We start from the raw sequence: 21,204 nt of genomic DNA, 5'->3' as shown, positions 1-21,204 counted from the left end.
GAGTTTAGGGCATCCGCCGGCCGTCGTCGGCCGCGAGCGGCGCACACGAGGGTGAGCGTCGACCGTCTTCTGGCACAGTGAACTGGTGCAGCAGCCAGGTCGGATCCAGATCGGGATCCTCGGCCCTCTACGGGTGGCCGTGGCCGGCCGACCGGTGGAGATCGCCGGGTCCCGGGTGCGGCGGCTGCTCGTGCGCCTGGCTGCCGACGCGGGACGCACGGTATCGGTCGGCGAGCTGCTCGACGCGGTCTGGCCGGATCACGAGGAACTCCCCGATGGCGCGACGAATGCCTTGCAGTCGTTGGTGTCCCGGCTCCGTCGGGCACTGGGCGACCCCAGCCTTGTCGTCGCTCGCCCCGGCGGTTATCGCCTCGCCGTCGAGCGGAACGACGTCGACGGCTATCGGTTCACCGACCTGGCCGCGGACGGGCGCCGGGAACTGCGGGCCGGCCGGCCGGAGGCTGCCCTGACCACGCTGGAGTCGGCGCTGGAATTGTGGCAGGGCAACCCCCTGACCGACGCCGACGATGCGGAGTACGCCGGCGCGGTCATCGCCCGGCTCGGGGAGCAGCGCATCCAGGCCGCCGGTGATCTCTTCGACGCCCACATCGCACTCGGTCGCGCGGCCGACGTGGTCGCGCCGCTGGAGGAGCTGGCCGCCGGAGACTCCTCGCCGGAGGCGTTCACCGGCCGCCTGATGACGGCGCTGGCCGCCGCCGGACGGACGGCCGATGCCCTGGCCGCCTACGAGCGGCTGCGCGAACGCCTGGCCGACGAACTCGGGGTCGACCCCGATCCTCGCCTGCAGGCGCAACACCTGGCCCTGTTGCGAGGCCAGACAGCAACGGTCGCAACCGATACCGAACGGGCCGGGGATCCGCCGCCGACTCGACGGGCGACCAACATACCGACCGCGCTGACCAGCTTCATCGGCCGGGAAGCCGAGCTGGAACGACTCGGTGACCTGCTGGACCACGGCCGGCTGACCACCATCATCGGTCCCGGTGGCGCCGGCAAGACCCGGTTGTCGGCGCAGGTCGCCTCGGCCTGGGTGGACCGGTGTCACGACGGCGTCTGGATGATCGAACTGGCGCCGGTCACCGATGAGGTCAACATCCCCCAGGCGGTGCTCGGCGCGCTGGGCCTCAAGGAAGTGAAGCTGCTGGACCGACGGGGCGACGGCAGCCCCCGGGACGCGGCCGACCGGTTGTTCGAGACATTGCGGGACGCGGACACGCTGCTGGTCGTCGACAACTGTGAGCACCTGATCGCCGCGCTGGCCACGTGGGTCGACGAGGTGCTGGCCCGGTGCCCGAAGGTGAAGATCCTGGCCACCAGCCGGGAGCCGCGGGCATCGTCGGTGAATCGCTGTGCGTGATCCCGCCGCTCGGCCTGCCGCCGGCCGACGTGACCGCCGATCGAGCGCCCGACTACCCCGCCGTGCGGTTGCTGATCGAACGGGGGGAGGCGGTCAGCGCCGGGTGGAAGGTCGACGAGTCGAACGTGCGGGCCGTGGTCGAGATCGTCCGCCGGCTGGACGGTCTGCCCCTGGCCATCGAACTGGCGGCGGCCCGCTTGCGGGTGTTGCCGGTGGCCGAGATCGCCGCTCGGCTGGGTGACCGGTTCAGGCTGTTGACCGGGGGCAATCGGGCCGCGATGCCTCGGCACCGCACGCTGCGGGCCGTCGTGGAATGGTCGTGGGACCTGCTCAGCCCGGCCGAACGCCTTCTGGCCGAGCGATTGTCGGTGTTTCCGGCCGGTGTCACCGATCAGACCGCAGTGGCTGTCTGTGCCGACGACCGGCTCTCGGCGGAGGAGATCCCCGACCTGCTACTGACGCTGGTGGACAAGTCCCTGCTGCAGGTGGTGCCGTCGGCGACGCTGCGGTACCGGATGTTGGAGACGATCCGGGAGTACGGCGTCGAGCGGCTGGCCGAGCGACGCGAAGTGGTGGCCGCCCGGACGGCGCACGGCCGGTACTTCGCCGATCTGGCGGTCCGGTTGGAGCCCGCGCTGCGATCGCGCGACCAACTGCGGGCCATGGCCGTGATCACCGACGAGCAGGACAACATGGCCGCGGCACTGCGCTTCCTCGGGGAATCCGGGGATCTGGAGCGCGCCGTCGAGATGGCGCTGGCCCAGATCTGGCACTGGAGTGCGACCGGCCGGGACAGCGAGGTCGTGGCCTGGATGGAGTTCCTGCTCGGTCTGCCCGGAGGAGCCGAGCATCGGTGGGCCCCACTGATGAAGGCGTCCCGGGTGCGGTCGGAATTGTCGACCGGGCGCGGCGAAGGCCCGACCGAGGGCAGCGAGCGGCAGCGCGAGATGCGGGCCATCGGCGACGAACTGGAGGCCATGACGTCGCCGTCCCCGTTCGACGCGCTGGAGCTGGCGGCCCCGTTGCTCTTCTTCTTCAGCGGCGATCACAAGCGGGCCGCCGCGTGGACGGACGCCCTGATCGACTCGCCGGCACCGTGGATCAGGGCCACGGTGCGGACGATGCGGGCCGCCTTCGCGGAGAACGTGGGCGACGTCGACTCGATGCGCCGCGAGGTCGAACTCGCCCTGGCCGACTTCGACGAGATCGGCGATCGGTGGGGGTTGGCCACGGCATTGGATGCGCGGGGCTGGATCCGCACCATCGACGGTGACACCCAGGGTGCGATCGAGGACTACCAGCGTGCCATCGGCTACTTCACCGCCCTCGGTGGGCAGGAGGACAACCTGATGGCCCACATGCGGCTGTCCGGGTTGTACTCGCGGATCGGAGATCTCGATGCTGCTCGCCGCAGCCTGGCCATGGCTCGCGATGGTGGCGACTGCGGCCCGCACATGGCGGTGCGAGAGTTGATCCTCGACGGAGTCGACGCCGTGCTGCACGAACGCGAGGGGGACATCGCCGGTGCTCGGGCGAGAGCGGCGGCCCTGCGGCAGCAGGTGCGGGCCCGCGAACCCTCGCATTGGATGCGCAGCCACCTGGCGGCACTGACCCTGTCCAGCACAGCCGGGATCGCCTTGCGCACCGGTGACGTCGACCAGGCGGCAGCCGATCTGGTGGAGGTGTACCCGGTGGTGCGCGAAATTCAGGACATGCCGATCGTGGCGTTGGTGGGTATCTCGGTCGCCGGCCTGGCCGCGGTCCGCGGGCACCACTGGGAAGCCGCGACCATCGTGGGGGCGGCGGCCCGGCTCCGCGGAGGGGACGATTTCGCCGATCCAGCGGTCGCCTGGGTGATCGAGAAGATCGATGCCTCCGGCTTCGCCGAATTCGAACCGGCCTACGCGCAGGGCAAGGTGCTGCCGATCGAGGCCTGCCTGGCCGTCATGGATCCGACACCCTTCGTCTAGTCCCTTCCCGGCGTGTCCGACGGCCGTAGTCGGGGTCGGGGGTGCGGGACGTTGCAGCGTCGGCCATGATCGTCACCGTGACCGACTCGCACCCGCTACCTGATCCGGACTCGCTCGCCGAAGCGCTGGCCTACTACGCGTCGTATCTGGAGTTCCAGCAGAAGCTCAGCCGGATCCCCGGCGTCCAGGCCGCCGTGTACGCGCGGGGGGCGGTGGAGCTGTCGGTCGCGTTCGGGCGGGCCGACGTCGAAACCGACACCGCGCTGACCACGGACCATCTGTTCCGGATCGCCTCGCACTCCAAAACGTTCACCGCCACCGCCGTCTTCCAGTTGCTGGAGGCGGGCCGACTGCGGCTGGACGACACCGCCGGGTCGTTGGTTCCCGCCGTCGCGGGCGGGCCGGCCGCCGCATTGACCGTGCGGGAGCTGCTCGGCCATTCCTCGGGTCTGACCCGCGACGGCCGCGACGGCGACTTCTGGCAGCTCGACCGGGCCTTTCCGGACGCGGCCGAACTGCTCGACGTACTGGCCGAACCGTCGGCGACCGTCATCGACGCGAACGAGCGATTCAAGTACTCCAACATCGCGTACTCGTTGCTGGGTCTGATCATCGAGGCGGTGACCGGGCGAAGCTATGCAGACGTCGTGACCTCCGAAATCGTCGACCGCCTGGGCCTGGCCTCGGTCGGACCGGAGTACGACCCCGCCCGGGCCGACCGGTACGCGACCGGCTACTCCTCGATGCAGTACTCCCAGCAGCGTCGGCCGATCGATCACGTGGACACCAAGGCCATGGCGGCGGCGACCGGTTTCTACTCCACCGCCAGCGATCTCGTCACCTACTTCTCGGCTCACTTCCGCGGCGACGACCGCCTGCTGACCGATGCCTCGCGACGGCAGATGCAGCACGTGGCCTGGTCCGTCGGCCAGGAGGACGAGGGCCGGTACGGACTCGGTCTGGCCGTGTCGAAGGTGGGCGACCGGGAAATGATCGGGCACGGCGGCGGCTACCCGGGCCACATCACGTCGTCCGTGGTCGATCCGGGCGCCGGGCTGGCGGTGTCGGTACTGACCAATTGCATCGACGGCCCGGCGCAGGCACTCGCCCACGCCGGGGTCAAGATCATCGACCGGGCCGGGGCGAAGCCGCGTCCGGAGCCGGGCATCGACCCGTCCCGGTTCGCCGGCCGGTACGCGTCGCTGTGGGGCGTGATCGACATCGCCCTGCTGGGCGGGCGACTGTACGAGATCGCCCCGGCCGCAGTCGATCCCACCGCTGCGGTGGCCGAATTGGAGATCGTCGACGAACACACGTTGAAGGTGATCGCCGGGCCCGGCTACGGGTCGTTCGGCGAGCACTACCGGTTCACCTTCGGTGACGACGGGACCGTCCGTTCGTTCCGTGGCGGCAGCGGTTCGACCCTGGTGCCCCTGGTGGATTACGTTCTGCCGGAGCGTATCTCGCGGCCGTAGGGCCGGCTCGGTCAGGCGCGCCGCCGGTAGCCGCGCAGGGCCAATGGGACGAACACGGCCAGCAGGACGCCCATCCAGCCCAAGGTCCAGAGCAGGTCCTTGGTCACCGGCCCCCCGGTCAGCAGGCCGCGGACGGTCGACACCAAGTGCGAGAGCGGGTTGACCTTGACGAACGCCTGAAGCCATCCGGGCATGGTGGCGGGATTGACATAGGTGTTGGACCCGAAGCTCAACGGCAGGACGAGGAGGAACATGATGCCCTGCACCGACCCGGCGGTCCGGGCGATCATGCCGATCCAGACCGACACCCAGCAGAAACAGAGGGCGAAGCCGATGGCCAATGCGATCGCGGCCAATGTGGCGAGCAGGCCGGTTTCGATCCGGAACCCCATGATGTAGCCGAAGCCCAGAGTGATCACGCACAGGATCAGGTAGCGGACGAAATCGGCCGCCACCGCACCGACCAGCGGTACCGAGCGGGCGATCGGCAATGAGCGGAACCGGTCGAACACGCCCTTCTCGATGTCGGCGTTCAGGTTCTGCCCGATGGCCACACCGGCCATGGCGATCGACTGGGCCAGCAGCCCGGGCAACAGGTACTGCAGGTAGTTGCCGGTCGATCCGCCGGCAATGGCGCCGCCGAAGATGTAGGTGAACAGGGCCAGGAAGACGATCGGTTGGACGGTGACGTCGATCAACGCCTCCGGGGTGCGCAGGGTCTTGATCAGGCTGCGCTTGGCCAGCGCCCGCACATGCCGGAAGAAATTTGCCCCGGATGTACCGTCGGCGCCGGAAAGCGTTGTCTGGTAGGTGGTTTCGAGTACCGAAGGGTTGGACTGGGTGGTGGTCACGCTGCGGTCTCCTCATCGGATGTGGTCTTGCCGGTCAGGGTCATGAAGACCTCGTCCAGGCTGGGCAGGTGGAGGGACAGCTCGGTCAGGGCAATTCCGGCGGCCGCCAGTGCGGAAACGGCGACCGGCAACGATTCCTCGCCCGGGACCGGGACGGACAGCCGATTGCGCCCGGACACGACCGGGGTGGCGCCCCCGATGCGGGCCAGGATGCGGTTGACCTCGTCCAGCTGTGCCGGATCGGTGGGCCGGACCTCGATCCGCTGCCCGCCGATGACGCGCTTGAGCCCGTCCGGGGTGTCGTGGGCGATGACCCGCCCGTGATCGATGACGCTGATCTCGTCGGCCAGTGCGTCGGCCTCCTCCAGGTACTGGGTGGTGAGCAGCACGGTGGCGCCGTCGGCCACGAGACGACGGACGACGTCCCACATGTCCTCGCGCTTGGCCGGGTCGAGGCCGGTGGTCGGCTCGTCCAGGAAGATCACGCTCGGTCGGCCGACCAGGCTGGCGGCCAGGTCGAGACGCCGGCGCATGCCACCGGAGAAGGTCTTCGCCGGGCGGGAGGCGGCATCGGACAGATCGAACCACTCGAGCAGTTCGGCCGCGCGAGCCTTCGCGTCGCGGGTCGTCAGGTTCAGCAGCTGGCCGATCAGGATCAGGTTCTGGGTGCCGGTCAGGTCCTCGTCGACCGAGGCGTACTGGCCGGTCAGGCCGATGGTCTGACGCACTTTGTGCGCGTCCTTGATCACGTCGTACCCGGCGACGGTGACCCGGCCGGAGTCGGCGCGGAGCAGCGTGGCCAAGATACGGACCGCGGTCGTCTTGCCGGCCCCGTTGGGCCCGAGCACACCCAGCACGGTCCCGGCCCGGGCCGCCAGGTCGACGCCGTCCAGGGCCTGGGTGGTGCCGAATCGTTTTCTGAGGCCCTCGGCCTCGATCACGTAGGTCATATCGTCTCCTGTGGTTCTGGGATTCTGTGGGTTGGTTCCGTCCGCACTATGCAAACCCGACCCGCTGACACCACTCGCACACGCCGCTGACAGCGTTGCCCGGTCGTCGGCGTGCGCGCGCTCGGCCGGGGACTGTCGGTGCTGGGTCGTACACTTGTTCGCATGGGGATGGACGAGATCGGCGCTGGTCAGCGCACTGGTGGGACGACCGAGCGGTCCGGGGACGGGTATTTCGACCCGGCTGGAGCGGGTGCGGCGCTGACCGCCGTGGCGGCGGCGATCGATCTCCTGGCCGCCGCCGATCTGTCACTGCCGGGTACCGGCGGGGTGCTCGATCTGCTGCGCGGGGTCGAGCGGCAGACGCGCCGGCTGTACGGATTGTCAGTGGCCTTGGTGGGTCAGGTCGAGCAGCGCGGCCTGGCCGCGCCGACGGGCCAGACATCCACGGCGTCGTTGCTGCGGCAGGTCCTGAACATCGGCCGGGGGGACGCGGCGGCGCGAGTCCGGCTGGCTGCGAAGGTGTGCCCAGCCACCGGCTTTTCTGGGGGAGAGGTGCTGCCGGCTCTGGGCCACCTGGCGGCGGCGGTCGGGACGGGAGCGGTGGGGGCGCGGTGCGCGGACATCATCGTGCACACCTTCAAGGCGATGCCGACCGGGACCGATCCGGAATTGCTCGACTCGGTCGGGGAGTTCCTCGTGGAACAGGCCGAACTGCTGGATCCCAAGACGTTCGACGGGGTGGCCCGTCGAGTCCAGCTGGCCGCCAACCCGGACGGCACGGATGACGAGAAGGACGCGCACGAACGTCAGGAGTTCCACATCGGGCCGCGTCGACCCAGCGGTCTGACGAAGGTCTGGGGCCTCCTTGACGACCTCACCGTGGAGGCACTGAGGACTGCCTTCGGCGCGGTGGGCGCGCCGGCCGCACAGCGGAGTCGATACGCCCAGCCCGATGTCGACGGCGCGACCGATGCTGAACCGGCTGCCACGACGCCGGCCGATGCTGGACCGGCGGACGGTGGGCTGGCCGATGCTGGACCGGCGGACGGTGGGTCGGCCGAGCCGATCCCGAACCGGATCGACGTCGCCCAGGAGCGGGGCCCGCTGGATCGGCCACCGTCTGCTCGGCCGCCGGACGCTGCGACGTTGAACGTCGGGGCGCCGGCCCCGTTGCCGGACCGACGAAAGTCTGGTGCCCCGCCTGATCCGCCCAAATCGGTTGGAGGGCAGGACGTCTGGGATTCAGCCAGGCCAGTTTTGGGCGCGGCCGGGGGCGCGCCCGAATCGTCAGGGGCCGCTCCGAGCGACGCGCCGATCTGGCGCCCCAGCCGCCCGCCCTACGAGTGGGCGCCGCTGGGCACGCTGCCCGGCGACTACCCCCCGCTGACTCCGCGCCTGTTCCCGGAGGAGCCGCCGGGCGGCCAATGCGAGGATCCGAACGTTCCGCCGGACCGGCGTACGGCCGGATGTCGGCGAGCCCAGGCCCTCGGGCTGATGATCCGCCAGTTCCTGGAATCCGGGACGGCCCCGACCCAAGGCGGCCAACGGCCGCAGCTGCTCGTCGTCGTCGACTAGGAATCGCTGCGGAGCCGGACCGGTGCGGGCACTCTCGGGTACGGCGAACAACTTCCCATCGAGCAGGTCAGGATGTTGGCCTGCGACAGCCGCGTCCTCCCCGCCGTGATGCGCGGCAAGACCGAACTGCTGGAGATGGGCCGATCGATGCGGGCCTTCAACGCGGCGACCGGAGCGGCCCTGCTGCTTCGGGATCGCGGTTGCGTCTTCCCGGGGTGCGACATCCCGGGTCAGTGGGCCGAGCGCCACCACATCCGGCACTGGGCGGACGGAGGCCCGTCGGACTACGGCAACGGCTGCCTCCTCTGCCGCCGCCACCACAGCCTGGTCCACCAAGGTGACTGGGAAGTCCTCCTCGACACCGACGGGACAGCCAGGGTGAAACCGCCCGGATCCGTCGACCCGCAGCGACGACCGCTCCGCAACACCCTGCACCGACCTCCGGAGTTCCCGTGGCCGGGTCGGGGTGGGGGAGCGACTATTGCGTGACCTGTACAACGTGATCGTGCACAGCGTGATCGTGCACAGCGTGACCCTGTACAGCGAGGCCCCGATCGGCGTGGTGCCGGGTCGGCCGAGATCGACCCGCCCCGCTCAGGCGGGGATCTCCCAACGGCCGCGCAGGGTGTCGACCCATTCCCGGACGTCGGCCACCATGTCGATGGCCGGGCGGCCGTCCTCGCCCGGGGGCAACGCCAGCCACTGGATCTGCAGGCCGTCGAGCACGGCGATGGTCATCTGGACGATGCGATCCACCGGCGCATCGGCCCGCACCGTGCCGGCTGCCTGTCCTTCGTGCAGGGCTTCGGTCAGTGTCGCCGTCGTGGCCATGAGGTGGTCCTGCAACCAGGCGCGAGCGGGGTGGTCGGGTTCGATCGCCTCCCCGGCCATGGTGGTGTAGAGCTGCACCAGGCCCGGCCGCTCGGCGTTCACCCGCACCAGTTCGACCAGCAGCTCGAACCGGTCCCAACCGGACTTGCCGGGCCCGCGCAGGGCCAGGTCCTTGCCGTCCATCTCGTCGCGTCGACGCAGCACCTCGGCCAGCAGATGAAGCTTCGACGGGAAATGGTGGAGCAGACCGGCCTGGCTCAGACCGGCCCGCTCCGCGATCTTGCCGAGTGACGTCCCGCGGAACCCGGCCGCGGCGAACTGCTCCACCGCGGCGTCCAGCAAGTTCGACCGGGTGCGATCCCCGTCGCCGCCGCGTGGGCGGCCGGGCCCGCGGCGCGCGGGTACGGGGGTCGTCATGTTCGGCACCCTAGTTCACCCACTCCGGTCACAACTCGATCGTGGCTCTGATGTCGCCCAGACCCCTTGCGAGAAGCAACCTTCCGCGGCCCGACAGCGTGCTCCATCGATCGGCCGTCGAGTCCCATCGTCGCCACATTCGGGCGTCGGCCGTGATCTCGACGGTGGCCCGAGCGCCGGCGGTCACCAGCACCGCCGTCCACCCGACCAGCCGCACCGGTTGGTCGGCCTCCTCCGGCTGGAAGTAGACCTGGACCACCTCGCGGCTGTCCCGACCGCCCGTATTGGTCACCGTGGCCCGCAGTGTCGGCGGCGTCGTGGCGGTCAGCGTGACGTCGCTGTACTCCCAGGTGCTGTAGCCGAGCCCGTGGCCCAACCAGAACAGCGGAGCCGGAGCATGTCCGGCGGCGTGGCCGCGGTACCCGATGAAGGTGCCCTCGGTGTAGGCGACGGTGCCCTCGACCGGTGTCACGTTCCAGGCCGGGGTGGCGGCGTCGGCGGTCGGGAAGGTGGTGACCAACCGGCCGGCCGGTTCGATCAGGCCAGTCAGGGCGGCGGCGATGGCATGGCCACCCTCCTGCCCCGGCAACCCGGCCCAGAGCACCGCATCGACCTGGTCCAGCCACGGCATCAGCACCGGGGTGGCCGCGTTGACGACGACCACCGTCCGCCGGGCCGCGGCCGCCACCGCGGAGACCAGCGCGTCCTGGTCGCCGGGCAGCGCCAGCGTGGTCTTGTCGACCGACTCGGTCTCCTGCTCCTCGGTCAGCCCGACCACCACCACCGCCAGGTCGGCCTGCCGTGCCGCCTCCACGGCCGTCGCCAGGGCGGTGTCGAGGGGCAACGGGGCCGGCCGGGCGATGAGGCTCAGCAACCCGAAGGACAGCAGTTCGTGGCCGGCCCCGCCGCCCGGTTCGGGCCGCAGGTCGGCGACGGCGACGATCTCCAGCTCGCCGGCCGCCTGCATGGTGATGGTGTGGGCCGGGGGACGCAGCACCGCTTCGCCCGGGTCGGTGGAGGTGGCCTTCACGGTCACCGAGAAGTGCTCGCCGCCGGCCGTCACTTCCCAGCGGGCGATCCCCATGACGCCGATCTCCACCGGCCCGTCGGCGGTGATCTTGGCGCGGAACTCGGCCCGGGCAGCCGGGCGCGGGAGATCATCGTCGAGCCCGACCATGATCGTCGGGCGGTCGTACTCGATCAGCGTGCCGCCGTTCTCGTCGGTCAGGGTGACGTGCGCCCCCGGCTCACCGGTGAGGGGGTTGACGACGAACCCGGGCCGGGCCGCCACCGGGCGGTGGCGGACCTCCACACCGTCGGTCACCGTGACCCGATCGCCGAGCAGCTCGCGCAGTCCCTGGGCCGCGCTGACCTGGTAGGGCGGGTTGACCTGGGCGCTGCCGCCGCCCATGTCGATCGTCTCGACAGCGTGACGGCCGATCAGGGCCACGGACGTGGTGTCGGCCAACGGGAGCACTCCGTTGTTGGTGAGCACCGTCATGCCGTCGGCGGCCAGTCGGGTCAGCTGTGCGCGTCGGATCGGGCTGTCCGGGGTGGGTAGGTGCGCCGGGAAGTCACGGGGCTCACCCAGGGCGCCGACCCGCCGGGCCAGCACCAGGATGCGTCGTAGGTGATCGTCGATCACCGATTCCGCGACCTCGCCGGCCCGCACCGCGGCGGCCAGGACGGCACCCCACGGGCCATCCGGGCCGGGCATCACCAGATCGAGACCGCCGTTCGCGGCCGGACCGGCGGTCTTGGTGGCGAACCAGTCGGACATGATCAGCCCGTCGAACTTCCATTCGCCCTTGACGATCCCGTTCTGGACGTGATCCTGCTCGGTGGCGGCCACGCCGTTGACGTCGTTGTAGGCGGCCATGATCGACCACGGTTGGGACTCGGTGACGGCGATCTCGAACGGGAGCAGGTACAGCTCGCGAAGGGTGGTCTCGTCGAGCCGGCTGTTCATCGAGTTGCGCAGGGTCTCGGACTCGTTGGCCACCAGGTGCTTGAGACACGCGCCGATGCCGCGGCGCTGCAACCCGCGGACGTAGGCGGCGGCGATCTTGCCGGTCAGCAGCGGGTCCTCGGAATAGGCCTCGAACAGACGGCCGCCCAGCAGGGACCGGTGCAGGTTGATGGTCGGCCCGAGGACGACGTGGATGTGCTGGGTCATCGCCTCTTCGGCGAGCAGGCCACCGACCAGCTCAGCCGTCTCCTCGCTCCAGGCGGAGGCCAGGAGCGTGGCGTTGGGGAACAGCGACACCTGGCGGCCGCCGGTGAATTTCAGGCCGCGGACCCCGGTCGGGCCGTCGGACAGAGCGATCTCGCCGAGACCGATCGACGGCTCGGGTGTCATGGTGAAAGTGGTGTGCCCGGTCAGCAGTTCGACCTTGCGCTCCAGGGACAGGGTGGCGATGAGCGAATCCAGGTCGTCGGCGACGGATGGGGTGGTCGCGGTCATGGGCGGGCCTTCTCGGTGTGGGGCGCGGCTCCCGGCCGGCCGGGCGGGACGATCCCCGGAGCGGACCCGAACGTGGCGTCGGGTGAACGACGCAGCGTGGGTGCCGCTGGGGAGTGGATGCATTGTGTCCGACTAATAAACTGATCGCTAGGTTAGTTATGTGTTCGTTACATGCGATGCCTGTGGTGCCCGAGTTTCGCGACGGCGTCTGGGGCGGGGCGGGCGGCATGGCGGACGGGGGCGGGCGGCCGGCTGGACGGGGCGGGCGGCTGGCTGGACGGGGCGGGCGGCATGGTCGACGTGGCGGCCGGCTGGCGGGCAAGGCGGGCCTGGCGCCCTGCTCTGAGCTTCCGTCTTGCCCGGTTGTGCCCGTTACGGCCCGACTGAGGTACGACGAGCGTCCGATCTGCCCGTCCGCTTGCGCCGGGCGGGCCCACCACCCAGACTCAAACGGACCGGAACGGGCGCAAGTCCACCGATGCGGGCAGGGCAGCGCGGCAATGGCGACGGGAGCGTGGGCATGAGCGAGACGGACGGGATCCGTTACGCGGTCGAGCGCCGTCAGCAGATCCTGACGCTGGCCCGTCAGGACGGCCGGGTCGCGGTCAACGATCTGGCCGCGTCGCTCCGGGTGGCACCCGAGACCGTTCGTCGTGACCTGGCCGATCTGGAGAAACAGGGTCTGGTGCAACGGGTTCACGGCGGCGCGCTGCCGGTGGACCGGATCGGCTTCGAGGGCACGGTCAGTTCGCGGGCCGAGCGGAACCAGCCGGAGAAGGCCCGCATCGCCGCCAAGGCGTTGACCGAGATCCGCGACGCCGAGGTGATCTTCCTCGACGAGGGGTCGACCGCCGTCATGCTGGCCCGCGCGCTTGATCCCGAACGACCACTGACCGTGGTGACCGGATCCATCCCGGTCATCACCGAGCTCAGCGCCCATCCTCGGATCTCGGCCATCCTGCTGGGTGGCCCGCTCCGGTCCGGTTCGATGGCCGCGTCCGGTTCGTGGCCGGCTCGCATGCTGGCCGAGATCGTGGTCGACGTCGCCTTCATCGGCACCAACGGCCTGACCGTCGAGCGCGGGCTCACGTGCCCGGATCTGGGCGTGGCCACCGTCAAGCGTGCGGCCGTCGCCGCCGCCCGACGAAGCGTGCTGCTGGCCGACGCCACCAAGTTCGGCCGGGACTCGTTCGCGGTCTTCGCCAAGGTGCCCGAGATGGACCTCGTCATCTCGGAAACGTCGGCCCCCCGCATGGTTGTCGAGCAGATCAGAAAGCAGGGCACCCCAGTGATCCTCACGTGATCATCACCGTCACGCCGGCCCCCGGGTTGGACCGGACCTACCGGGCCACCGAGTTCGTCGAAGGACGCGTCAACCGGGCGACCTCGAGCGAGGTGGAAGCCAGCGGCAAGGGGGTCAACGTGTCCCGGGCCCTGGCCGCCGCGGCCGCGGCGACCGTGGCCGTCCTCCCGCTGGGCGGCCCCGAGGGCCGTCACCTGGCCGAGTTGCTGACTGCCGACGGTGTCCCGTTCCTCGCCGTTCAGACGGACGTGCCGACCCGGACGAACACCACCCTGGCCGTCGCCGGCCGTCGCACGACCAAGATGAACGCCCCGTCGCCGGCGCTGCCGGACCAGGTGTGGGCCGACATCGAGCGAATCGTCGACGACCTGCTGCTCCAGCATCCCGGAGCCTGGGTGCTGTGTTCCGGGTCGGTTCCCGCTGGGGCGCAACACGTCCCAGCTCGGTTGGTGGAACTTGCCCGTCGTCACGGGGCCCGGAGCGCGGTGGACTCCTCCGGGACGGCACTGGAACTCGCCCTGGCCGCGAAGCCCGACCTGATCGCCCCGAACCACCTGGAGCTGGCCGAACTGGTCGGCGTGGATCCGCACACCCTCGATCCGGACGGTGGAGCAACCGGCCTGGTCGACCTGGCGGCGGGCTGGGCCCAGCAGATGTCCGCGCGCATCGACGGTGCCGTGCTGGCCACCCTGGGCTCCAGTGGCGCTGTCTATGCCGACGCGTCCGGCCGCTGGCACGGCGTCGCCCCGCCGATCGTCCCGGTCAACACGGTCGGCGCCGGTGATGCGCTGCTGGCCGGCTTCCTATCGGTCGCCGGGTCCGTCCGGCCGGGCCACGTCGCCGACCCCGGCGGGGCGCTGGCCACCGCCGTCGCCTGGGGCACCGCCGCGTGTGCCATGGAGAGCACCTCTGGTGACGTGGCCGCCGGGGCCGACATCGCCGCCGTCACGATCACCCAACTGCGCACTACCTGAGGGGAAACATCATGTCCGACAAGACATCTGCTCTCGATCTGCTGATCGTCGGTGACGGGTTCATCCCGGTCGACGCCTACAGCGACGCGTTGGCCCAGCTGCCGGCGCCGGACGCGGCCCGACTCCACCTGCGGGGTATCGCCCTGGCCGGCACCAAGTCCGAACATCATGCGGCCCAAGCCATCATGGAGGTCAAGGGGGCGAACGGAGTACCGGCGTCACCCGAGTTGCTCGCCGCCGTGCCCGGCGCCGCGATCCTCGGTCTGCACTTCGCGCCGGTCGGCGCCGACGTCATCGAGGCCGGCACCGACCTCAAGCTCATCTCCGTGGCCCGCGCCGGCCTGGAGAACATCGACATCGCCGCGGCCACCGCCCGTGGCATCGGCGTCGTCCCGGCCATGGGCCGCAACGCCGGCGCCGTGGCCGAGTTGCAGATCGGTCTGATGCTGGCCGAGACGCGGAACATCGCCCGCGCCGACCAGTCCATCAAGTCCGGCGGCTGGCGCAAGGAGTTCCCGGGCAGCCGGGTCGAGATCGCCCACTCCACCGTCGGTATGGTCGGATTCGGGCACGTCGGGAAGGTCTTCTCCCAGCGGGTTTCCGGCTTCGGCCCGAAACTGATCGCCTACGATCCGTACGCCTCGGCCGAGCTGCTCGCCGAGTCCGGAGTCACCAAGGTCGAGAAACTCAACGATGTCTTCGAGCAGTCCGATTTCATTCTCGTCCTGGCCCGCCTGTCGCCGGAGACCTCGCGGTTCATCGGCAAGGAGCAGTTCGCGGCGATGAAACCGAGCGCCTACTTCATCAACGGCGCCCGCTCGCGACTGGTCGACTACGACGCCCTCTACGACGTGCTGGCCTCCGGTGCGATTTCCGGTGCCGCCCTTGACGTCTTCGACGACGAACCCCTGCCGGCCGACTCGCCGTGGCGCGCCCTGGACAACGTCACCATGACGACCCACTTCGGCGGCGACACCACCGGTACCAACATCACCTCGGCCCAGATGGTGGTCGGCGCAGCGGCCGAATTCGCCGCCACCGGCAAGGTCCTCAAGGCGGTCAACGCGAAAGACCTGGGCTGGGTGTGACCGCCGCTCTCATCGACCGCACCCACGCTGACCGACGAGGTTCTGGGATCGGTGTGGCCCACGTGGTCGTCCTTGTCGCGGCCGAACGGTCGGAAGCGGCATGAACGCGCCAGACGGCGCGAGCCGTGACTACCTGATCGGCATCGACGCCGGACACACCGTGATCAAGGCAGCCGTGTTCGACGTCCGGGGCGCCGAGATCGGCCGGGGCGCGCGCCCCACGGCCACGTTCAGCCTCCATCCGCGATGGCAGGAACGCGACATGGACGTCGTCTGGCAGTCGGCGGCCGGAGCCATCGCCGATGCCCTGGTCGACGCCGGGATCAGCGGCCGCCAGGTCGCCGCGGTCGGCATCGGCGCCCACGGTGACGGCCTCTACCTGGTCGACGCGGACCGGCGTCCGGTGCGGGCCGCGATCCTGGCCACCGACACCCGGGCCGCGGCCTACTCCGAGCGGTGGAACACCGGCGCGGTGGCCGACGAGCTGATCTCGATCACCGGACAGGTGCCGGCCCCGTACTCGCCGCCGGCCACGCTGAACTGGTTGCGGGACAACGAGCCGGAGAACTTCGCGCGGGCCGCGCACATGTTGTTCTGCAAGGATTGGCTGCGGTTGCAGCTGACCGGGGAAGTGGCCACCGATCCTACCGAGGCAGCCGCCGGCTTCTGCGACGTCCGCGCCCGGGCCTGGTCGGCGCGGGCCACCGAGATCTGCGGGCTGGCCGATGCCGCCCACCTGCTGCCGCCGATCCTGGACAGCGGGGCGATCGCCGGGCACGTGACCGAAGAAGCAGCAGCGGTCACGACTCTGGCCGTCGGCACGCCGGTGATCACCGGCAGCCACGACGTGCACGCGGCCGCCCTCGGCATCGGCGCCCTGACCCCGGGCAGCGTCAGCGCCATCCTCGGCACGTTCAACATCAACCAACTGGTGACCACCGAGGCCCTGCCGTCCTGGCAGTGGCAGGCCAGGGGTTCCCTGGCGCCGGACCGGTTCCTGGTGATGTCGACCTCCCCGGCCGGAGCGACGGCCGTCGACTGGGTACGGCAGGTGACGGCGCAGCCGTCCGGCCTGGTCGCCGACGCGGTCTCGGCCGCCCTGGCCGACCGCGACGGCGTCGGGGTGCACGAGGACGATCCGTACTTCCTGCCGTTCGTGTACGGCACCATGCTCAGCCCGGCCATTCGCGGTGCGTTCACCGGGCTCGGCAGCTGGCACGGTCCAACCGACCTGCTCCGGGCCGGGCTGGAAGGTGTGGTGTTCACCCACCGGTACCACCTGGAGGCGCTGCGCGGCGCCGGGCCGATCGACGTCCGTCCGGTGCGGCTTTCCGGGGGCGGCACGCGGAGCGAGGAGTGGACGCAGCTGTTCGCCGATGCCACCGGATTGTCGGTCCAGGTGACGGACGCGGTGGAGTCCGGGGCCCGCGGGTCGGCGATGTTGGCCGGGGTCGGGGTCGGGTTGTTCGTCGATGTCGACCAGGCGGCGCGGGCCTGTGTCACCGTGGTCCGGACCCAGCACCCCCGGGCAGATCGGAAGGCCCTGCTCGATCGGCGCTATCTCCAATGGAGCCGGATCGCCGCCGCCCTGCAGTCCGCCGCCTCGTGACGACGGTGCCCCGGTGCCTCATGCGGCCGCCCTTGTGCGCATACAGTTCTGCCCGGCGCGCATCGAACTGCCCGGAAAGCGCCGGAGATCCGGCGCGCCGGGCAGTTCGGTATGCGCATCCACGTCAGCCGCCCGCGCCGCCCGAGCACTGAACCGCACGAGCACTGAAACCCGCACGAGCACTGAAACCCGCATGAGCACTGAATCCCGAACGAAGGAGTCGCTGTGACCCTGTCCGACCCCCGCCCGCTGCTGGCCGCGGCCCGATCCGGTGGATACGCGATCGGCGCGTTCAACGTGATCCAGATCGAGCACGCCGAGGCCATCGTGGCCGGGGCCGAGCAGGCCGGCCTGCCGGTGGTCCTGCAGGTCTCGGAGAACACGGCCGCCTTCCACCGCGGGCTGGCCGGGATCGGTGCCGCCTCCCTCGCGATCGCCGCGGCGGCCACCGTCCCGGTCGTGGTGCACCTCGACCACGCCGAGAGCGAGGACCTCATCGACCAGGCGGTGGCGCTCGGGTTCACCTCGGTGATGTTCGACGGCGCCAAGCTCGACTACGCCGACAACCAGGCCCGGACGGCCGACGTGGTCGCCCGGTGCCACGCGGCCGGGGTGGCGGTGGAGGCCGAACTCGGTGAGGTCGGCGGCAAGGACGGCGCCCACGCGCCCGGCGTCCGGACCGACCCGATCGAGGCGGCCGCTTTCGTCGCCGCCACCGGCGTGGACAGCCTGGCCGTCGCGGTCGGTACCTCCCACGCCATGGCCAACCGCTCGGCGCAGGTCGACCTGGAACTGGTGCGGTCCCTGCGCGCCGGCGTACCGGTGCCGCTGGTGCTGCACGGATCGTCCGGCGTGGACGATCCGGGCCTGGTCACGGCGGTCAGGGCCGGTATGACGAAGGTCAACATCGCGACGCGGCTGAACCAGGTCATGACGGCCGTCGTCCGTGAGGTGCTGGCCGAGAACCCGGGCGTCACCGATCCCCGCAAGTACCTGGGCCCCGGTCGCGACGCCGTGGCGAACGAGGTCGCGTTGTTGCTGCGGCTGCTCCGCGGCTGACCGTTCTCGCCGCTGGTCACGCTCGGTCCACCCGGTCCGGTGGGGTCCACCCGGTCCGGTGCCCGCCGCCGGGCACCGCCGCCGCAACGCGGGCGACGCGCCTAGGATCGTCACCGACGGGAAGTAGTCGGACCGGCAGCGAGGCCGGCGGATCAGAGAGTGAGAATCATGTCCACCATCACCGCGTCGCGTATCTCCGAGGTCGTCGAAGCGGTCCCCACCGGGCTGTTCATCGGTGGGGCGTGGCTGGACGGGGACGGCGGGGTGCCGGTCGAGGATCCGTCCAACGGCTCCATCCTGGCCGAGGTGGCCGATGCCACTCCGGCCCAGGGGCTGCTGGCCCTCGACGCCGCCGTGGCGGCGCAGAAGGATTGGGCGGCAACGGATCCCCGGCAGCGGGGGGAGATCCTGCGGAAGGCGTACGAGCTGCTCGTCGCGCGGACCGAGGAGTTCGCCCTGCTGATGACGCTCGAGATGGGCAAGCCGCTGGCCGAGGCCAGGGGCGAGGTCGCCTACGGTGCCGAGTTCTTCCGCTGGTTCTCCGAGGAGGCGGTCCGGATCGCCGGCCGGTACGCGGTCGCTCCGTCCGGCGGAACCCGGCTGATGACCATGAAGCAGCCCGTCGGCCCGGTCTACGCCATCACCCCGTGGAACTTCCCGCTGGCCATGGGTACCCGCAAGATCGGGCCCGCCCTGGCCGCCGGCTGCACTGTCGTCATCAAGCCGGCCGCGCAGACCCCGCTCACCACTCTGGCCCTGGCCAAGTTGCTGACCGAGGCCGGCGTCCCGGGCGGGGTGGTCAACGTGATCACCACCTCGCGTTCGGGTGCGGTCTCGGAACCGATCATCCGCGACCCGCGGCTGCGGAAGCTCACCTTCACCGGGTCGACCCCGGTCGGGCAGCGGCTGATCGAGCAGTCGGCCCAGCAGGTGCTCAAGGTCAGCATGGAACTCGGCGGCAACGCGCCGTTCGTCGTCTTCGCCGACGCCAACCTCGACCGCGCGGTCGACGGGGCGATGCTGGCCAAGATGCGCAACATCGGCGAGGCCTGCACGGCGGCGAACCGCTTCATCGTCCACGAGTCGGTGGCGGCGGAGTTCTCCGAGCGGCTGGCCCAGCGGATGGGGGCGATGAAGATCGGCCCCGGCATCGACGACGGGGTCCAGGTCGGCCCGCTGGTCGACGCGGCCGCCGTGGCCAAGGTCTCCGAGCTCGTGGCCGACGCCCTTGACTCCGGGGCCAAGGTGCTGACCGGCGCGAAGACGGTGGGGGACAAGGGCTACTTCTACGCCCCGACCGTGCTGACCGACGTGCCGCCGACGGCCGACATGTTCCACCAGGAGATTTTCGGCCCGGTCGCCCCGATCACCACCTTCAGCACCGACGACGAGGGCATCCTGCTGGCCAACGACACCGAATACGGTCTGGTCGCCTACGCGTTCACCGAGAACCTGACCAGGGCGCTCACCGTGGCCGAGCGGTTGGAGACCGGCATGGTCGGCATCAACCAGGGCATCGTGTCCAACCCGGCCGCTCCGTTCGGCGGCGTCAAGGCCTCCGGTATCGGTCGCGAGGGTGGCCTCGAGGGCATCGAGGAGTACCTGGAGACCAAGTACGTCGGCATCGCCCTGTAGCCGGCCCGAGGCCGGCGCTGGCCCGGGTTCAGACCTGGCCCGGGGCCATCCCGTACCGGGCCAGCGGTTCGACCAGGGCCCGTTCCTCGTACGACAGGTGCGAGAGCAGGGTGTCGGTCAGCGAGTCGACGGCCCGCTGCAGCCCGGCGTGGGTCGACGGGTCGCGGATGAACATCACCAGGGCCGCGTCCACGTCCTCCAGCACGTCGTGGATCACCAGGTGTTCGGCCTGCAGGCGGTCGATGGTCGGGGCAACGGCGGCGTCGGCGTGGCGCAGGTGAGGGAAGATCCCGCTGTCCTCCAGCGAGTGGTGGGTGGTGACCAACCGGCAGTACGACGCGCAGAACGCCCCCACCGTCCACTCGTTCTGCCGCATGGTCATCGCGTTGATGGCCGAGCGGGCGACCCCGGGGTCCAGCAACCCCGCCCGGACCTGCGCGATGACGTCGCGGAGCTGCTCCAGCTCGGACCGCAGATGGTTGTGCACGTCGATCAGATGGCCGGCGACGGCCCGCCCTCGGTCGGAGTAACGGATGCCATCGGGAATCGGTGGGAACGGCCGGGCCGACTCGTCCCACCGCGTGGTCGGCAGCAGCCGGGCGCCGTCGTCCGGCGTCGGCGTCACACCCAATGCGGCCGGTACCGTGACCTCCCCCGTTACCGGCCGGGCGAACTCCCCCGTTACCGGCCCGGCGACCTCCACCGGTCCGTGCTCGGCGGGTGCCGGTTCCGGCGGCGGCGCCTGGGTGCGTGCCCGTTCGACCGACTCCCTGACCGCCGGGGCGATCTCGGCCGCGTAGTGCTCGATCGTGCGCAGGTCGTCGCCGGGGGCGATGAACACGCTGACCCCGTACTCCAGCGCCCAGTCGGCCAGCCGGTTGACGTCGACGTCCTCCGGCCGGATGTTCAGCAACCGCCTGATCCTTCGCGGATCGCGTCCCGCGGTGGCGGCAGCCTCGTCGATCTCGGCGTTGCCGTCGGCCAGCGCGCCGATCGACGGGAGATACCCGACCGACGGCAGCCAGCCGTCGGCCAGGGAGCCGACCAGCCGCAGCATCCGCGGCTTGTAGGCGCCCAACCAGATCGAGATGTCGTGCTGCGGAGCCGGTCCGCGCTTCGCGCCGTGGACCGGATAGTGCTCGCCCGAACGGAAGACGCCACCTTTCTCGGAGGTGTCCCAGATGGCCCGGATGACGCCGATCGCCTCCGCGAGCGCCTCCACCGACTCGCCGGGGGTGCGCCGGCGCCCGCCCATGGCGTCGATCGCGTCCCAGAAGGCGCCGCTCCCCAGCCCCAGCTCGACCCGGCCGCCGGACAGGCGATCGAGAGCGGCGGCGGCCCTGGCCAGCACGGCGGGTGGCCGGAGCGGCAGGTTGAGGACGTTGCCGGTGATGCGGATCCGGGTGGTGCGCGCGGCCACGTAGGACATCAGAGTCCAGGTGTCCAGCAGGGCCGGCTGGTAGGGGTGATCCTGGAATGTGACGAGGTCGAGGCCGGCTTCGTCGGCGGCGACGGCCAGTTCGACGGCGCCGTCCGGATCGGCGGACGAGGATGCCCCGAAGGTCCCGAAGAGCAGGTCGTGTTGATAGTCCGGCATGGCAGTCCCTCGTGAATCAGACGGCGGC

16 protein-coding genes are annotated in these 21,204 nt (G+C 70.7%); 11 read left to right on the top strand and 5 right to left on the bottom strand.

Annotated elements, in window-relative coordinates:
• Window positions 1-85 precede the first annotated feature (85 nt).
• From BLS97_RS04315 to BLS97_RS04305, 3 genes are all read left to right on the top strand, one after another.
• Window positions 86-1,378: an AfsR/SARP family transcriptional regulator gene (locus BLS97_RS04315; RefSeq protein WP_090474750.1), complete on the top strand. Its 1,293-nt coding sequence runs from the start codon at window positions 86-88 to the stop codon at window positions 1,376-1,378.
• A complete protein-coding gene (locus BLS97_RS04310) occupies window positions 1,309-3,348 on the top strand; it encodes an ATP-binding protein (RefSeq protein ID WP_157695173.1) in 2,040 nt (679 codons plus the stop codon). The genes BLS97_RS04315 and BLS97_RS04310 overlap by 70 nt, the downstream gene beginning before the upstream one ends.
• A 77-nt stretch (window positions 3,349-3,425) precedes the next feature.
• Window positions 3,426-4,823, top strand: a complete 1,398-nt coding sequence (locus BLS97_RS04305; RefSeq protein WP_197676401.1) for a serine hydrolase domain-containing protein — start codon at window positions 3,426-3,428, stop codon at window positions 4,821-4,823.
• 11 nt (window positions 4,824-4,834) lie between these two features.
• On the opposite strand, the gene BLS97_RS04300 is transcribed toward BLS97_RS04305, so the two are convergent.
• Together BLS97_RS04300 and BLS97_RS04295 are read right to left on the bottom strand one after the other, a co-directional pair.
• Window positions 4,835-5,674, bottom strand: a complete 840-nt coding sequence (locus BLS97_RS04300; RefSeq protein ID WP_090474747.1) for an ABC transporter permease — start codon at window positions 5,672-5,674, stop codon at window positions 4,835-4,837.
• A complete protein-coding gene (locus BLS97_RS04295; protein WP_090474746.1) occupies window positions 5,671-6,624 on the bottom strand; it encodes an ATP-binding cassette domain-containing protein in 954 nt (317 codons plus the stop codon). Before BLS97_RS04295 ends, BLS97_RS04300 begins: the two co-directional genes overlap by 4 nt.
• Window positions 6,625-6,786: 162 nt before the next feature.
• On the opposite strand from BLS97_RS04295, the gene BLS97_RS04290 reads away from it, so the two are divergent.
• Window positions 6,787-8,199 (top strand): DUF222 domain-containing protein, encoded by a 1,413-nt coding sequence (locus BLS97_RS04290; RefSeq protein ID WP_090474745.1) that lies wholly within the window; start codon window positions 6,787-6,789, stop codon window positions 8,197-8,199.
• Between the two features lie 72 nt (window positions 8,200-8,271).
• Window positions 8,272-8,688 (top strand): HNH endonuclease signature motif containing protein, encoded by a 417-nt coding sequence (locus BLS97_RS04285; RefSeq protein ID WP_090474744.1) that lies wholly within the window; start codon window positions 8,272-8,274, stop codon window positions 8,686-8,688.
• Window positions 8,689-8,793: 105 nt separating this feature from the next.
• Here BLS97_RS04285 and BLS97_RS04280 read toward each other — a convergent pair whose 3' ends face one another.
• Entirely contained in the window at window positions 8,794-9,447 is a 654-nt protein-coding gene (locus BLS97_RS04280) for a TetR/AcrR family transcriptional regulator (protein WP_157695172.1), read from the bottom strand.
• A gap of 28 nt (window positions 9,448-9,475) precedes the next feature.
• A complete protein-coding gene (locus BLS97_RS04275) occupies window positions 9,476-11,911 on the bottom strand; it encodes a beta-glucosidase family protein (protein ID WP_090474742.1) in 2,436 nt (811 codons plus the stop codon).
• A gap of 520 nt (window positions 11,912-12,431) precedes the next feature.
• Between BLS97_RS04275 and BLS97_RS04270 the strand changes: the two genes are divergently transcribed.
• The 6 genes from BLS97_RS04270 to BLS97_RS04245 all read left to right on the top strand — a co-directional run bounded on the left by BLS97_RS04270 (window position 12,432) and on the right by BLS97_RS04245 (window position 19,579).
• Entirely contained in the window at window positions 12,432-13,214 is a 783-nt protein-coding gene (locus BLS97_RS04270) for a DeoR/GlpR family DNA-binding transcription regulator (RefSeq protein ID WP_090481284.1), read from the top strand.
• A complete protein-coding gene (locus BLS97_RS04265) occupies window positions 13,211-14,188 on the top strand; it encodes a 1-phosphofructokinase family hexose kinase (protein ID WP_090474741.1) in 978 nt (325 codons plus the stop codon). Before BLS97_RS04270 ends, BLS97_RS04265 begins: the two co-directional genes overlap by 4 nt.
• Window positions 14,189-14,199: 11 nt before the next feature.
• The gene (locus BLS97_RS04260; protein WP_090474740.1) at window positions 14,200-15,276 is read left to right on the top strand and encodes an NAD(P)-dependent oxidoreductase; all 1,077 of its coding nucleotides are present in this window, start codon (window positions 14,200-14,202) and stop codon (window positions 15,274-15,276) included.
• Between the two features lie 100 nt (window positions 15,277-15,376).
• The gene (locus BLS97_RS04255) at window positions 15,377-16,885 is read left to right on the top strand and encodes an FGGY-family carbohydrate kinase (RefSeq protein WP_090474739.1); all 1,509 of its coding nucleotides are present in this window, start codon (window positions 15,377-15,379) and stop codon (window positions 16,883-16,885) included.
• Between the two features lie 225 nt (window positions 16,886-17,110).
• Complete coding sequence (locus BLS97_RS04250) at window positions 17,111-17,944, top strand: class II fructose-bisphosphate aldolase (protein WP_090474738.1); 834 nt, start codon at window positions 17,111-17,113, stop codon at window positions 17,942-17,944.
• Window positions 17,945-18,112: 168 nt separating this feature from the next.
• Complete coding sequence (locus BLS97_RS04245) at window positions 18,113-19,579, top strand: NAD-dependent succinate-semialdehyde dehydrogenase (protein WP_090474737.1); 1,467 nt, start codon at window positions 18,113-18,115, stop codon at window positions 19,577-19,579.
• A gap of 28 nt (window positions 19,580-19,607) precedes the next feature.
• Here the strand turns inward: BLS97_RS04245 and BLS97_RS04240 are convergent, their stop codons facing one another.
• The gene (locus BLS97_RS04240; RefSeq protein WP_090474736.1) at window positions 19,608-21,176 is read right to left on the bottom strand and encodes an LLM class flavin-dependent oxidoreductase; all 1,569 of its coding nucleotides are present in this window, start codon (window positions 21,174-21,176) and stop codon (window positions 19,608-19,610) included.
• Window positions 21,177-21,204: the final 28 nt, after the last annotated feature.

Origin of the sequence: Nakamurella panacisegetis (assembly GCF_900104535.1) — a bacterium.
Classification (GTDB): Bacteria; Actinomycetota; Actinomycetes; order Mycobacteriales; family Nakamurellaceae; genus Nakamurella; species Nakamurella panacisegetis.
The sequence above is the reverse complement of the archived record's forward strand: the minus strand, read 5'-3'. Positions and strand labels throughout refer to the sequence as shown.

What these genes read in the sequence shown, in the direction of transcription:
- BLS97_RS04260 (WP_090474740.1), top strand. Translation starts at nt 14,200, where the DNA reads ATGTCCGACAAGACATCTGCTCTCGATCTGCTGATCGTCGGTGACGGG.
- BLS97_RS04280 (WP_157695172.1), bottom strand. Translation starts at nt 9,447, where the DNA reads ATGACGACCCCCGTACCCGCGCGCCGCGGGCCCGGCCGCCCACGCGGC.
- BLS97_RS04275 (WP_090474742.1), bottom strand. Translation starts at nt 11,911, where the DNA reads ATGACCGCGACCACCCCATCCGTCGCCGACGACCTGGATTCGCTCATC.
- BLS97_RS04295 (WP_090474746.1), bottom strand. Translation starts at nt 6,624, where the DNA reads ATGACCTACGTGATCGAGGCCGAGGGCCTCAGAAAACGATTCGGCACC.
- BLS97_RS04255 (WP_090474739.1), top strand. Translation starts at nt 15,377, where the DNA reads ATGAACGCGCCAGACGGCGCGAGCCGTGACTACCTGATCGGCATCGAC.
- BLS97_RS04240 (WP_090474736.1), bottom strand. Translation starts at nt 21,176, where the DNA reads ATGCCGGACTATCAACACGACCTGCTCTTCGGGACCTTCGGGGCATCC.
- BLS97_RS04270 (WP_090481284.1), top strand. Translation starts at nt 12,432, where the DNA reads ATGAGCGAGACGGACGGGATCCGTTACGCGGTCGAGCGCCGTCAGCAG.
- BLS97_RS04290 (WP_090474745.1), top strand. Translation starts at nt 6,787, where the DNA reads ATGGGGATGGACGAGATCGGCGCTGGTCAGCGCACTGGTGGGACGACC.
- BLS97_RS04285 (WP_090474744.1), top strand. Translation starts at nt 8,272, where the DNA reads ATGTTGGCCTGCGACAGCCGCGTCCTCCCCGCCGTGATGCGCGGCAAG.
- BLS97_RS04245 (WP_090474737.1), top strand. Translation starts at nt 18,113, where the DNA reads ATGTCCACCATCACCGCGTCGCGTATCTCCGAGGTCGTCGAAGCGGTC.